At 72.9% G+C, this 12,291-nt stretch carries 12 protein-coding genes and 1 riboswitch; of the genes, 6 read left to right on the forward strand and 6 right to left on the reverse strand.

Annotated features, from left to right (window positions below):
* Positions 1-485 (reverse strand): MarR family winged helix-turn-helix transcriptional regulator (locus GQ57_RS33885; protein ID WP_034200149.1); only part of this gene is annotated, 485 nt, incomplete at its 3' end.
* Positions 486-614: 129 nt separating this feature from the next.
* Between GQ57_RS33885 and GQ57_RS33890 the strand changes: the two genes are divergently transcribed.
* Positions 615-1,793 carry an MFS transporter gene (locus GQ57_RS33890; protein ID WP_034200150.1) on the forward strand — a complete coding sequence of 393 codons (1,179 nt, stop codon included), beginning with the start codon at positions 615-617 and terminating at the stop codon, positions 1,791-1,793.
* A gap of 72 nt (positions 1,794-1,865) precedes the next feature.
* On the opposite strand, the gene GQ57_RS33895 is transcribed toward GQ57_RS33890, so the two are convergent.
* Complete coding sequence (locus GQ57_RS33895; RefSeq protein WP_052001574.1) at positions 1,866-2,402, reverse strand: MarR family winged helix-turn-helix transcriptional regulator; 537 nt, start codon at positions 2,400-2,402, stop codon at positions 1,866-1,868.
* A gap of 146 nt (positions 2,403-2,548) precedes the next feature.
* Between GQ57_RS33895 and GQ57_RS33900 the strand changes: the two genes are divergently transcribed.
* Complete coding sequence (locus tag GQ57_RS33900) at positions 2,549-3,463, forward strand: DMT family transporter (RefSeq protein ID WP_034200151.1); 915 nt, start codon at positions 2,549-2,551, stop codon at positions 3,461-3,463.
* Here GQ57_RS33900 and cobM read toward each other — a convergent pair whose 3' ends face one another.
* Genes cobM through GQ57_RS33920 form a run of 4 tightly spaced genes read right to left on the reverse strand, consistent with a single transcriptional unit; the run spans position 3,464 to position 7,302 of the window.
* Positions 3,464-4,192, reverse strand: a complete 729-nt coding sequence (cobM, locus tag GQ57_RS33905) for a precorrin-4 C(11)-methyltransferase (protein ID WP_034200152.1) — start codon at positions 4,190-4,192, stop codon at positions 3,464-3,466.
* Positions 4,193-4,235: 43 nt separating this feature from the next.
* Positions 4,236-4,967: a cobalt-precorrin-6A reductase gene (locus tag GQ57_RS33910; protein ID WP_034200153.1), complete on the reverse strand. Its 732-nt coding sequence runs from the start codon at positions 4,965-4,967 to the stop codon at positions 4,236-4,238.
* Positions 4,964-6,052, reverse strand: coding sequence for a cobalt-precorrin-5B (C(1))-methyltransferase (locus GQ57_RS33915; RefSeq protein ID WP_034200154.1), 1,089 nt, complete (start codon positions 6,050-6,052; stop codon positions 4,964-4,966). Before GQ57_RS33915 ends, GQ57_RS33910 begins: the two co-directional genes overlap by 4 nt.
* On the reverse strand, positions 6,052-7,302 hold the full coding sequence (locus GQ57_RS33920) for a bifunctional cobalt-precorrin-7 (C(5))-methyltransferase/cobalt-precorrin-6B (C(15))-methyltransferase (RefSeq protein ID WP_034200167.1): 1,251 nt from the start codon (positions 7,300-7,302) through the stop codon (positions 6,052-6,054). Before GQ57_RS33920 ends, GQ57_RS33915 begins: the two co-directional genes overlap by 1 nt.
* A gap of 263 nt (positions 7,303-7,565) precedes the next feature.
* Positions 7,566-7,756, forward strand: a riboswitch (cobalamin riboswitch).
* Between the two features lie 67 nt (positions 7,757-7,823).
* Between GQ57_RS33920 and cobG the strand changes: the two genes are divergently transcribed.
* From cobG to cobJ, 4 genes are read left to right on the forward strand one after another with little or no spacing between them, the layout of a single operon-like run.
* Positions 7,824-9,215: a precorrin-3B synthase gene (cobG, locus tag GQ57_RS33925; RefSeq protein WP_235212683.1), complete on the forward strand. Its 1,392-nt coding sequence runs from the start codon at positions 7,824-7,826 to the stop codon at positions 9,213-9,215.
* Positions 9,208-9,834, forward strand: coding sequence for a precorrin-8X methylmutase (locus GQ57_RS33930; RefSeq protein ID WP_031398699.1), 627 nt, complete (start codon positions 9,208-9,210; stop codon positions 9,832-9,834). The genes cobG and GQ57_RS33930 overlap by 8 nt, the downstream gene beginning before the upstream one ends.
* Positions 9,831-10,565 carry a precorrin-2 C(20)-methyltransferase gene (locus GQ57_RS33935; protein WP_034200155.1) on the forward strand — a complete coding sequence of 245 codons (735 nt, stop codon included), beginning with the start codon at positions 9,831-9,833 and terminating at the stop codon, positions 10,563-10,565. Before GQ57_RS33930 ends, GQ57_RS33935 begins: the two co-directional genes overlap by 4 nt.
* Positions 10,562-12,286 (forward strand): precorrin-3B C(17)-methyltransferase, encoded by a 1,725-nt coding sequence (cobJ, locus tag GQ57_RS33940; protein WP_034200156.1) that lies wholly within the window; start codon positions 10,562-10,564, stop codon positions 12,284-12,286. The genes GQ57_RS33935 and cobJ overlap by 4 nt, the downstream gene beginning before the upstream one ends.
* Positions 12,287-12,291: the final 5 nt, after the last annotated feature.

Here is a 12,291-nt window from a genome sequence, read left to right on the forward strand (position 1 = left end):
TCGCTCACCCCCGCCAGCAGTTTCCCCAGCAATTCCGACAACTGCGCCTGTTCCGCGTCCGACAGCACGGCCAGCAGCGCGCGCTGGTTGTCGATGTGCGCGACGACCGCATCGTCGATCAGCGCGCGGCCGGCTTCCGTCAGTGCGACGAGCGTGCCGCGCCCGTCGGCCGGGTTCGGCCGGCGCTCGACCCAGCCGCCCTTCTGCAGCCGGTCGATGCGCGCGGTCATCCCGCCCGACGACATCATCAGCGCGTCGTACAACGCCGTCGGCGTCAGCGCGAACGGCGCACCGCCGCGCCGCAGCGTCGCGAGCACGTCGAATTCTCCGGGCTGCATCCCGTAGCGCGCAAACAGCGGATTCAGACGGTCGCGCGCGATCACGAGCGCGGCTTCCTGCAGCCGCCCCATCACCACCATCGACGACGCGTCGAGATCCGGACGCTCGGCGCGCCATTGCGCGAGCGCATGCGCGGCTCGATCCATTAACCCTCCTCGGCTCACCAGTTATCTTGACGTCGAGATAAATCAGCATTTATCTTGATGTCGAGATACTTTACATGAAAACGCGCGGCGTCTCACCGGGAGCCGTGCATCGATTTCGAGGGCCATGCGATGAATCGCTTTACTTCTCCGGGATGGCGGCTCGCCGCCATCGTGCTCGTCGGGCTGAACCTGCGGCCGGCGCTTGCCGCGGTCGGCCCGCTGCTCGACATGATCCAGCGCGCGACCGGCATCGGCGACGGCGCGGCCAGCCTGCTGACGACGATCCCGATCCTCCTGATGGGGCTCGGCGCGCTGAGCGCGCGGCGCCTGCAGCGCATGACGGGCATCGTGGGCGGCGTCGGGCTCGGCGTCGTGCTGATCGGGCTGGCGTGCGCGTCGCGCGTCGGCGCGCAGCACGCATGGCTGCTGCTGGCGAGCGCCTGCTGCGCGGGCGTCGGGATCGCGATGGTGCAGGCGCTGCTGCCCGGCTTCGTGAAGGCGCATTTCGCTGCGCGCATCGGTGGCGCGATGGGCGTCTACTCGACGTCGATCATGGGCGGCGCGGTGCTCGCAAGCGTCGTCGCGCCGTTCGCCGCGGCGCGCTGGGGCTGGCTCGCCGCGCTCGCCGGCTGGGCCCTGCCGGCCGCGATAGCCGCGGTGGCCTGGCCGCTGGCCGGGCGCGGCGGCGACGCGCGCGCCATCGGGCCGGCGACGGCATCGCATGCGCAGCCGTCGCGCTCGCCGCGCGCCTGGCGGCTCGCGCTGTTCTTCGGTATCGCGACGGGCGCGTACACGCTCGTGCTCGCATGGCTGCCGCCGTACTACATGCGGCTCGGCTGGTCGCCGACGGCGGCCGGCAGCCTGCTCGGCGGCGTGACGCTCGCGGAAGTCGTCGCGGGGCTGACGATCTCGGCGACGATCGACCGCCTGCCCGATCGCCGGCCTGCGCTGCATGCGGCGATCGCGTCGCTGCTCGCCGGGTTGCTGGTGATGCTCGCCGCGCCCGACGCACTCGCGCTGCCGGCCGCGCTGCTGCTGGGCGCGGGGATCGGCGCGCTGTTCCCGCTGTCGCTGATCGTCACGGTCGACCATGCGGCGACGCCGGCCGATGCCGCATCGCTGACGGGCTTCGTGCAGGGTGTCGGCTACCTGGTCGCCGGGCTGTTTCCGTTCGCGGCCGGCGTCGTGCGGCAGCACCTCGCGGACCTGACGCCCGCGTGGGTGGCAATGGCGTGCCTGTGCGTCGCGCTGTTCGCGCTGGCGGCGGGGTTTGCGCCGCGAAGCGTGCGGCATCTCGCGCGTGCCTAGTGCGGCGCGCGTGGCCGCCGGGTACGGCGGCGTTCGCGCGCCGACTGGCCGCGCCCGCGCGCCTCGGCAGCCTCAAACGCCCGCTTCGCGCTCGGCCAGATGCCGCCGATAGGCGCGCTCCGACGGACACCGCCGCAAGTCGCACGCATCCTCGTCACACAGCCGGCACACGCGGATCGCGTTCTGCATGTCGTCGGCCAGCGCGCCCACCAGCTGCTCGCAGATCGGCAGGAGCTGCGCGCATTGCGCGGGCGTCAGCGTGCGCGTGAGATCCGCGATGGCCGCGCCGCGCGCGGCCAGTACCTGCCGCACCGTATCGTGCCCCGCCTCGGTCAGCGTCAGCACGACGGTCCGCTTGTCCTCTCCGGGCTCGCGTGCGACGAGCCCTTCCTGCGCCATCCGCTCGGCGAGCCGCACGGCCGACGAATGCACCAGCATCGATTGCCGTGCGAGCGCGTCGATCGTCATCGCATGCGCTTGCGACAGCAGCACCAGCGCGTCCGCGATCGACCCGTGCAGCCCCGTCTCGCGGGCGATCGCCTCTTCTACCCGGTCGTTCACCGCAAGCGCGAGCGCGCCCAGCAGATTGTTCAGGCGTTGCTTTTTCACGTAGGCGCTCCTAGTATATGTGTGCGTCACGCATATAAATTAAACCATCGTTTCACCGATGTCGGGTCGGCCGTCGCATGGCCGGTTCGCCCCGGGCGCTCGCACGCCCTCATTCTACGGGTCGACGGGCCGAGTGGAGTCAACGCATGAACGACAGCGCGCGCAAGACCGGATGCCTGATCATGGCGACGTTGTGCTGGGGCGTCGCGATACCGTTCAGCAAGATGGCGTTGCCAGCCCTGTCGCCCGCCTGGCTCATCGTGCTGCAGATTGCCGCCAGCGTCGCGGTGCTCGCGTGCGTTGCCGTCGCGCAGCGCGTCAGCCTGCGCGGCATCGCGGCGGCGCAGGTCGCCGTCGTCGCGCTGATCGGCATGCTCGAACCGTGCGGCGCGTATTACCTCGGGTTCGTCGGCATGCAGTCCACGTCCGCGCTGCATACGGCGGTGCTCTTCGCGCTCGAACCGCTCGGCATCCTTGCGTTCAACATCGTGCTGTTCCGGCTGCGGGTCGACCGGCGGCTGCTGGCCGCGGGCGTCGTCGCACTGGCGGGCGTCGTCGTCATCACGCTCGGCGACACGTCCGCGGACGCGCACGCATCGCTGCGCGGCGACGCGTTCGTGCTCGCCGGCGTGATGGTGGCCGCGCTGTATGTATCGTTGTCGACGCACGCGGTCACGCTGGCGTCCGCGACGGCGATGCTGCTGATCCAGCAGGCCGCGTCGTTGCTCCTGGCGCTCGTGCTGCTCGGCGTCGACGCGGACGGCGGCGGCGGCCTGCAGCGGCTGCCGGCCTGGTCCGCCGCATGGCCCGCGATGGCGATCGGCGTGCTGCAGTTCGCGCTGGCCTTCCTGTTCTATTTCCGTGGCGCGCGCGGCAACGCGTCGTACTGGAGCGCGGTCGTGCTCAACCTGATCCCGGACGTCGGCATCGTTGCGTCGATCGCGATCCTCGGCGAAACGGCGTCGCCGGTCTACTTCGCCGGCGGTGCGATCACGATCGGCGCGGCGCTCTACACGCACCTGCGCGAACACCGCGCGGAACGCACGCCGGCGAGCGCATGATCAGCTCGCGCTCGCGTACAGCGTTGAATCCGCGAACCCTTCGGCATCGAGCACGCGGCCGATCAGGATCAACGCGGTGCGCTCGATCCGCGCGCCCCGCACCCTTTCGACGATATCGGCGAGCGTGCCGGTCACGCGCTCCTCGTAGGGCCAGCTCGCGCGATAGATCACCGCGACCGGACAATCGGCGCCGTAATGCGGCAGCACTTCGTCGACGATACGGGCGAGATGCCGCACGCCGAGATGGATCGCGAGCGTCGCGCGGTGCGCGGCGAGCGAGCCGAGCGCTTCGCCTTCCGGCATCGTCGTCTTGCCCGCGAAGCGCGTCAGAATCACCGTCTGCGCCACGCCCGGCAGCGTCAGCTCGACGCCGAGCGTCGCCGCGCACGCGGCCGTGGCCGTTACGCCCGGCACGATGTCATAAGGAATCCCGAGCGCCTTCAGCCGGCGGATCTGCTCGCCGATCGCGCCGTACAGCGACGGGTCGCCCGAATGCACGCGCGCGACGTCCTGCCCTTTCGCGTGCGCGTCGGCAAGCAGCGCGACGATCGCGTCGAGGTCGAGTTCGGCGGTATTGACGACCCGCTCCGCGCGATGACCGTCGAGCACGGCTGCCGGCACCAGCGAGCCCGCATACAGGATCACCGGGCAGGTACGCACGAGGCGCTGGCCCTTCACCGTGATCAGCTCCGGGTCGCCGGGGCCCGCGCCGATGAAATACACCGTCATCGAAAAATCTCCGTCAATTCATGGGATGACCGGCCGCGCCGCATCATGCGCGCACGGCCGGATCGAGCGCCTCGAGCAGCGCGGCGGCCGAGTCGAACGTGCGCTCGGCGGCAGGCAGCGGCGGACGGCGCAGCATCACGACCGGCAGCCGACGTTCGCGCGCGACGTCGAGCTTGGCCTCGGTGGCCGCACCGCCGCTGTTCTTGCTGACCACGACGTCGATGCCCGCCAGCGCGAACAGCGCGCGCTCGCCGTCGAGCGTGAACGGCCCGCGCGCGGCGACGATCTGCGCGCGCGCGTTGCCGGGATGCGCGTCGAGGCAGCGAACGACCCAGAACTGATGCGGCGGGATCGCGTCGAGATGCGCGAGCGGTTCGCGGCCGAGCGTGAAAAGCGGCCGCCTGAACGGCGCGAGCGCGGCCTCGATGCCGGCCCAGTCGTCGACCATCCGCCAGTCGTCGCCCGGTTGCGGCGTCCACGGCGCGCGGCGCAGGGCCCACAGCGGCACGCCCGCGTCGCGTGTCGCGGCAGCAGCGTTCGCGCTGATCCGCGCCGCATACGGATGCGTCGCATCGATCACGAGGCCGATGCCGGCGCTGCGCAGGTACGCGGCGAGTCCGGCGGCGCCGCCGAACCCGCCGACACGCACGTCGCAGCGCAGGTCGGCGGGCACCTTGCCGAGGCCGGCGAGGCTGTACACGTGACCGGGCCCGAGCGCGCGCGCGATGTTCAGCGCGTCGCCGGTGCCGCCGAGCAGCAGGATGCGCGCGCTCATCGCGCCTCCCCGACGAAGCGGCCCTGCCGGTCGATCGCGAACATCTCGACGGCGACCGACGGTGGCACGACGTCGCGCGCGACGTGCAACGCCCGGGCGCAGACGAGATCGCCGAGCGGCACGCCGTCGGCCTGCGCGAGCTTCAGCGCCGCCTGGCTCGTGTTCGCGGCGCGCATCGCGGCCTGCAGCGCGTCGCTCGCGCCGGCCCCGGCCGCCCACTGCGCGAGCAGCGGCAGGTCGATGCTCGAATGGCGGCTGTGCAGGTCGAGGTGGCCGGCCGCGAGCTTGCTCAGCTTGCCGAAGCCGCCGCACATCGACAGGCGCGCGACCGGTGCGCGCCGCAGGTGCTTGAGCACCGCGCCCGCGAAATCGCCCATCTCGATCAGCGCCATCTCGGGCAGGCCGTAGTGGGCGCGCATCGCATCCTCGCTGGCGTTGCCCGTGCAGGCGGCGATGTGCGCGACGCCGTTGGCGCGCGCGACGTCGATGCCCTGATGGATCGACGCGATATAGGCCGAACACGAGAACGGCCGCACGATGCCGGTCGTGCCGAGAATCGACAGCCCGCCGACGATGCCGAGACGCGGATTCATCGTCTTCAGCGCGAGCGCCTCGCCGCCTTCGACGCCGATCGTCACGTCGAAGCCGCCCGCGTAGCGGTGCTCGGCCGCGAGCGCGTCGAGGTGGGCCGTCATCATCTGGCGCGGCACCGGGTTGATCGCCGGTTCGCCGACCGGCAGCGTGAGCCCCGCGCGCGTGACGGTGCCGACTCCCGGCCCCGCGTGAAAACGCACGCCGGGCGCCGCGGCGAGCGCGACGCGCGCGAAGATCAGCGCGCCGTGCGTGACGTCCGGATCGTCGCCGGCGTCCTTGAGCGTGCCGGCTTCCGCACCGTCGGCCGTCGCCCGGCAGAACTCGAGCCGCATCATCACGTGCTGCCCTTTCGGCAGCACGATCTCGACCGCGTCGTCCGCGTGCCCCGCGAGCAGCAGGCGCGCGGCCGCGAGCGACGTCGCGGTCGCGCAGCTGCCGGTCGTATAGCCGAAGCGCAGCGGCGCGGGCTGTTCGGGCGTTTCGTCGCGCATCACGCGTCCGTCGCGTGCGTTGCCGGCGCGCCCGCCGTATCGGCCGCGGCCGGCTTGCAGGTGTCGTACAGCGTGACCGGCAACGGCTGTCGCCACGTGTCGAAGCGGCCGAGCGGCTCGGCGTGCGCGAGCGACACGCGCGTCAGCGTGCCGCCGTGCGCGTCGCGCCACGCGGCCAGCGCCATCTCGCCCTGCAGCGTGACCGCGTTCGCGACCAGCCGGCCGCCGGGTTTCAGCGCCGTCCAGCACGCGTCGAGCACGCCGGGCGCCGTGGCGCCGCCGCCGATGAAGATCGCGTCGGGCGCGGCCAGGCCGGCGAGCGCATCGGGCGCGCGGCCGGCGACGAGCTGCAGGCCCGGAACGCCGAGCGCGTCGCGGTTGTGTTCGATGAAGCGTTGCCGCTCCGCATGCGATTCGATCGCGATCGCGTGGCACGACGGATGCGCGCGCATCCACTCGATGCCGATCGAACCGCTGCCGGCGCCGACGTCCCACAGCAGTTCGTCCGGCGCGGGCGCGAGGCGCCCCAGCGTCAGCGCGCGCATGTCGCGCTTGGTGAGCTGGCCGTCGTGACGGTACGCGTCGTCGGGCAGGCCGGGCGTCAGTGCGCGGCGCGGCGCGTCGGCGGCTGCGCGGCAGTCGAGCGCGACGAGGTTCAGCGCGGCCGTCTCGTCGACGGCCCAGTCCTGCGCGAGCCCGTCGAGACGCCGCTCGCGCGGCCCGCCGAGATGCTCGAATACGCTGACGCGGCTCGGCCCGAACCCGCGTGCGACGAGTTCGGCCGCGACGGCGGCCGGCGTGCGGCCGTCGGCGCTCAGCACGAACAGGCGACGGCCCGGCAGCAGGTGTCGCGCGAGCGTCGCGAGCGGACGGCCGACGAGCGACACCGCGCCGGTCTCCTGCAGCGCCCAGCCGAGGCGCGCGGCCGCCAGCGACAGCGACGACGGCGCGGGCAGCACGCGCCATTCGTCCGGGGACAGCGTGCGCGCGAGCGTGGCGCCGACGCCGAACAGCATCGGGTCGCCGCTCGCGAGCACGCAGACCGGCGACGGGCGACGCGCGAGCACGCCCGCGAGATCGAACGGCGACGGCCACGCCTCGCGCGCGGCCGGCAGCCGTGCGGGCAGCATGTCGAGATGGCGCCTCGCGCCGACGACGAGCGTCGCGTCGAGCAGCGCGCGCCGCGCGCTGCGTCCGAGCCCCGCGTAACCGTCGTCGCCGATGCCCACTATCGTCAGCCACGCCGTCATGCACCCTTCCCCATCGTTCGATTCCGTTCCGTTTGTTGCGATGCGCGACCGCCGGGCCGCCGCGCGTTGATCCACCGGCACGCCGGTGCGATGCGGCCGCCGCTGCCGGGCGCGCGCGGTGCCGGATTCCAGCGCGCGCGCGGCCTCGTGCCGCGCCGCCAATCGTACCATTTGCGAGACAGCGCGAAACCGGCGCCGGCCTTGCTGCGACGCGGTTGCGGGGCGCATCGCCGATGCCGGGCCGGTGCGAAAATCGGGTATCCTACGGCCGTTCGTTCGCCGGTGCCCTTCGGGGCCGAAGAGGGAACACAGGGCGCGCCGCGCGCCGCTGTGGCTGCCCCCGCAACTGTAGACAGCGAGCCGCTCTCCCTCGCATGCCACGGGTTCCGCCGGGAAGGTCGGGAGCCGGCGTCGGCCTGTCAGCCAGAAGACCTGCCGGCCTGAAAGTGCGAGCGTGCCGGTTGGCGTCGGGCGGGGTGTACCGATGCGTCGACCGCGGCGCGACACCATTGCCTGCCCCGTTGAATTCCGCCTCCGTTCCGATTCCTGCATCGCCCGCCGTACGCCCGTCGGCGTGCCCGGGGCTCGTGCGCGTGGTCGCGGCCGCCGACGGCGGACTGTGCCGGATCAAGCTGCCCGGCGGCCGGCTCGAGGCCCGCCAGGCGCGGGCGATCGCCGCTGCCGCGCGCCAGTACGGCTCCGGCGCGATCGACGCGACCAATCGCGCGAATCTGCAACTGCGCGGCATTCGCGACGGCGCCGCCGCCGCGCTGACGCAGGCCTTGCTCGATGCGGGGCTCGGCCCGCGCGTCGACGCCGCCGCGGATCGCGCCGCGCTCGCCGCGAGCGACGACGTCCGCAACCTGATGCTCAGCCCGCTCGCCGGGCGCGATCCCGCCGCGCTCGTCGACAGCCGCGCGCTGGCCGCACCGCTGTTCGACCTGCTGGCGCGCGAACCGCGTCGCGGCGAGTTGTCGCCAAAATTCGCGATCCAGCTCGACGGCGGCGAATCGGTCGCGGCGCTCGATCATCCGCACGACATCTGGCTCGCCGCATGGCGTCGCGGCGACGGCGTCGTGCGCATCGCCGCCGGGCTGGCCGGCTGCCCGCCGGTCGAAGCAGGCGATCCACCCGCGTCGGTCGACGTGGCGCCCGGACAAGCCGCCGCGCTCGTCCGCGCGTTGCTGTGCGCGTTCCTCGATCTCGCGCCGGCCGACGTCACGCGCATGCGCGCGCTGCTCGCCACGTGCGGCGAACGGGCGCTGCTCGAACGCGCGCAGCACGACCTGCCCTTTGCGCTCGCGGCCGATCCGGCGCTCACCGGCTGGCGGCGACCGCGTTGCGACGCCGCGCTGCGCTTCGGCGCGCGTGCGTCGCTCGACGCCGCATATTGCAGCGTCGGCGCGCAGTTCGTGCTCGGCCGGCTCGACGCGGCGCAACTGGAGCGGCTCGCCGCCCTGGCCGAGGCCGACGGCGACGGCACGCTGTCGATGACGCCGTGGCAAGGCGTGTTCATCCACGGCGTCGCGCACGGCCTCGCGCCGGCCACGCTCGATGCGCTCGCGTCGCTCGGCCTCGTCTGCGCGCCGTCCGACCCGCTGGCCGCGCTGGTCGCGTGCGCCGGCAGCACGGGCTGCGCAAAAGCGCGCGCCGATACGAAACACGACGCGCTCGCGCTCGCCGCGCGCCTCGGCGATCCGGTCGACGTGCACCTGACCGGCTGCGAACGCCACTGCGCGTTGCCGCATCCCGCGACGCACACGCTCGTCGCGGTCGCGCCCGCGCGGTACGACCTCTACCGGCGTGACGCCGCCGCGGGCCTCGGCGCCCCGCTCGCGCGCCATCTGACGATTGACCAGGCCGCGGCCCGACTGACGGGCGCGCGGCACAGCCAGGACACCACCGATGCTTGACTACATTCGCGACGGGCAGGAAATCTACCGCCAGTCGTTCGCGACGATTCGCGCCGAGGCCGATCTGTCGAGGATCCCGCCCGATCTCGAGAAACTCGCGGTGCGCGTGATTCACGCGTGCGGGATGGTCGACGTCGTCGACGCGCTGCGTTTTTCGCCCGGCGCGGGCACGGCGGGCCGGACGGCGCTCGCGGCGGGTGCGCCGATCCTGTGCGACGCGAAGATGGTTGCCGAAGGCATCACGCGCACGCGGCTGCCGGCGGCCAACCGCGTGATCTGCACGCTCGGCGAGCCGGAGGTGCCCGATCTCGCCCGGCATCTCGGCAACACGCGCTCGGCCGCCGCGCTCGAACTGTGGCGCCCGCATCTCGCGGGCAGCGTCGTCGTGATCGGCAATGCACCGACCGCGCTGTTTCACCTGCTCGACATGATCGATGCCGGCGCGCCGCGCCCCGCGCTGATTCTCGGGTTCCCGGTCGGTTTCATCGGCGCGGCGGAATCGAAGGCGCTGCTCGACGCCGACAGCCGCGGCGTGCCGTACGTCGCCCTGCTCGGCCGGCGCGGCGGCAGCGCGATGGCCGCCGCCGCGGTCAATGCGCTCGCGACGGAGGCCGAATGACGCGCGCACGCGGACGCCTGTTCGGGGTCGGCGTCGGCCCCGGCGATCCCGAGCTGATGACGATCAAGGCCCTGCGCGTGCTGCAGGCCGCGCCCGTGGTCGCGTATTTCGTCGCGAAGGGCAAGAAAGGCAATGCGTACGGCATCGTCGAGGCGCACCTGCAGGACGGGCAGACGCAACTGCCGCTCGTCTATCCGGTGACGACCGAGGCGTTGCCGCCGCCGCTTTGCTACGAGACGGTGATCGCCGATTTCTACGACACGGCCGCCGGAATCGTCGCGGCGCACCTCGACGCGGGGCGCGACGTCGCGGTGATCTGCGAAGGCGATCCGTTCTTCTACGGGTCGTACATGTACCTGCACGACCGCCTCGCGCCGCGTTACGACACCGAGGTCGTCCCCGGCGTGTGCGCGATGCTCGGCGGCACGGCCGTGCTCGGCCAGCCGCTCGTCTATCGCAACCAGAGCCTGTCGGTGCTCTCGGGCGTGCTGCCCGCACCCGAGTTGCGGGCCCGCCTCGCGCAAGCCGACGCCGCCGTCGTGATGAAGCTCGGCCGCAATTTCGACAAGGTGCGGCGCGTGCTCGACGAACTGGGGCTCGCGAAACGCGCGCTGTATGTCGAGCGCGCGACGATGGCGAGCCAGCGCATCGTCCCGCTCGACGAAGTCGACCCGATGGCGTCGCCGTATTTCTCGCTGCTCGTGGTGCCGGGGGAAAAATGGCAAGGATGACGACCCCGCCCGCGATCGTGATTCTCGGCGCGGGCGCGCTCGACACCGCGCGGCGCATCCAGGCGCACTTTCCGGGTGCGCGCGTGCACGGGCTCGCCTCGCGCGTCGAGGCCGACGTGCCGTTCGACGAACTCGGCGCGCACCTGCGCGAACTGTATGCGCGCGGCCTGCCGATCGTCGCGCTGTGCGCGGCCGGCATCGTGATCCGCTGCCTCGCGCCCGCGCTGGCCGACAAGGGCGTCGAGCCGCCCGTGCTGGCGGTCGCCGAAGACGGCTCGGCCGTCGTGCCGCTGCTGGGCGGCCTGACGGGCGTCAACGCGATCGCGCGCGAGATCGCCGCATGCGTCGGCGTCGCGGCCGCGATCACGACGAGCGGCGAATTGCGCTTCGGCGCGTGCGTGCTCAATCCGCCCGAAGGCTATGCGCTCGCCGATCTCGCCCAGGGCAAGCGGTTCGTCTCCGATCTGCTCGCGGGCACGCCGACACGTATCGACGGCGCGGCGCCGTGGCTCGACGCTGTCGCGCTGCCGCGCGACGACGCGGCCACGCATGCGATCCGCGTGACACCGGACGCATGGCGCGGCGCGCGCGACGAACTCGTGATCCATCCGCGCAGCGTGGTGGTCGGCGTCGACGCGCAAGCCGCGCGGGCGGACGCAGCGCTCGCCGCGCGCATCGAAGCACTGCTGGATGCGCAGGGCCTCGCGCGGCTGGCGTTGGCGGCCATCGTCGCGCCGGCCGCGGCGCTCGGCGACGCCGCGCTGGAAACCGCGGCGCAAGCGCTCGGCGTGCCGCTGCGCTTCGTCGATGTCGATGTCGATGTCGACAGCCGCGCCGGGACCGATGCGGCCACGCTGCTCGGCCACGCGCTGCGCGTCGCGCACACGCTTCACGCCGCACCGGCGGAGGGCCTTGCGTGCGCGGTCGCTTCGCACCCGGTTGACCCGGCCGCCATCGGCCGCGCGCGCGGCCGTCTGACGGTGCTCGGCCTCGGCCCCGGCGGCGCGGCGTGGCTCACGCCGGCCGCGCGCGCCGCGCTGGCGGACGCCACCGACATCCTCGGCTATACGACCTACGTGAACATGGCCGGCCCGTTCCGCGACGGCCAGCGCGTACACGGCACCGACAACCGCGAGGAGATGCAGCGCGCGCGTCACGCGTTCGCACTGGCGGCCGAAGGCCGACGCGTCGCGGTCGTGTCGTCGGGCGACCCGGGCGTGTTCGCGATGGCCGCGGCCGTGCTCGAGGCGCTCGACGAAGCGCGCGACCCGCACTGGGCCGCGGTCGACCTGCGCGTGGAGCCCGGCATCTCGGCGTCGCTCGCGACGGCCGCGCAGGCTGGCGCGCCGCTCGGCCACGACTTCTGCGCGATCTCGCTGTCGGACAACCTGAAACCGTGGGACGTGATCGAGACGCGCCTGCGACACGCGGCGCAGGCCGATCTCGTGATGGCGTTCTACAACCCGATCTCGCGCGCGCGGCCGTGGCAGCTCGATCGTGCGCTCGAGGTCGTGCGCGCGCATCGGGCGCCGGAGACGGTGGTCGTGCTCGGCCGCGACATCGGCCGGCCGGGCGCGACGCTCGCGACCACGACGCTCGGCGCGCTGCGCAGCGACCAGGTCGACATGCGCACGATGGTGATCGTCGGCTCGTCGACGACGCGGCGCTTCGCGATCGGCGCCGGGCGCGAATGGGTCTACACGCCGCGCTGGTATCGCTGAACGCG

It is taken from the genome of Burkholderia sp. MSh2 (assembly GCF_000731655.1).
Lineage (GTDB): Bacteria > Pseudomonadota > Gammaproteobacteria > Burkholderiales > Burkholderiaceae > Burkholderia > Burkholderia paludis.